The sequence below is a fragment of the Pseudoalteromonas luteoviolacea NCIMB 1942 genome (assembly GCF_001625595.1).
GTDB lineage: Bacteria > Pseudomonadota > Gammaproteobacteria > Enterobacterales > Alteromonadaceae > Pseudoalteromonas > Pseudoalteromonas luteoviolacea_A.
In genome coordinates this window covers 1-513 of the sequence record NZ_AUXT01000033.1, presented here as the reverse complement: position 1 = coordinate 513, position 513 = coordinate 1, and the positions used below count along the sequence as shown (strand labels likewise).

The window sequence follows — 513 nt, the reverse complement described above, 5'->3', positions numbered from 1 at the left end:
TATGAACAAGCCTATCTAAGATCGCATCCGCATGGGTTGATTCGCCTATCATTTCATACCAGTTTGCTACTGGTAGTTGGCTGGTGATCATGGTTGATTTGAAGTCGTATCTGGCGTCGATGATTTCGAGTAAGTCACTGCGCTGCTGAGCATTGAGTGGCTCTAATCCCCAGTCATCTAGTATTAACAGGTCGCACCCTTTTAATTTATGAATAAGCTTGCGGTAGCTCCCGTCGGCTTGCGCCATAAATAGCTTTTCGAGCAACTCTTTTAACCTGAAGTAGTAAACGCTGTTTTCTTGCTGGCAGTAGTGGTATCCAAGTGCACAGCTTAGATAAGTTTTACCGCAACCTGTTGCACCCGTTATGAGTAAGTTGTGGTGCTGCTTGAGCCATTCGCCTTGTGCAAGGCTGCGGATCTTATCTTTACTTAATCCGCGCTCAATGTGGTAATCGATTTCCTGTAAGTTCGCTTTAAGCCTGAACTTGGCCTGCTTCGTTAACCGCTCTATAC

At 45.6% G+C, this 513-nt stretch carries 1 protein-coding gene; it reads right to left on the bottom strand.

Going from position 1 to position 513, the window contains the following annotated elements; genetic code table 11:
• On the bottom strand, positions 1 to 513 hold a 513-nt coding region (gene istB / locus N482_RS03285; protein WP_063375728.1), incomplete at both ends, for an IS21-like element helper ATPase IstB.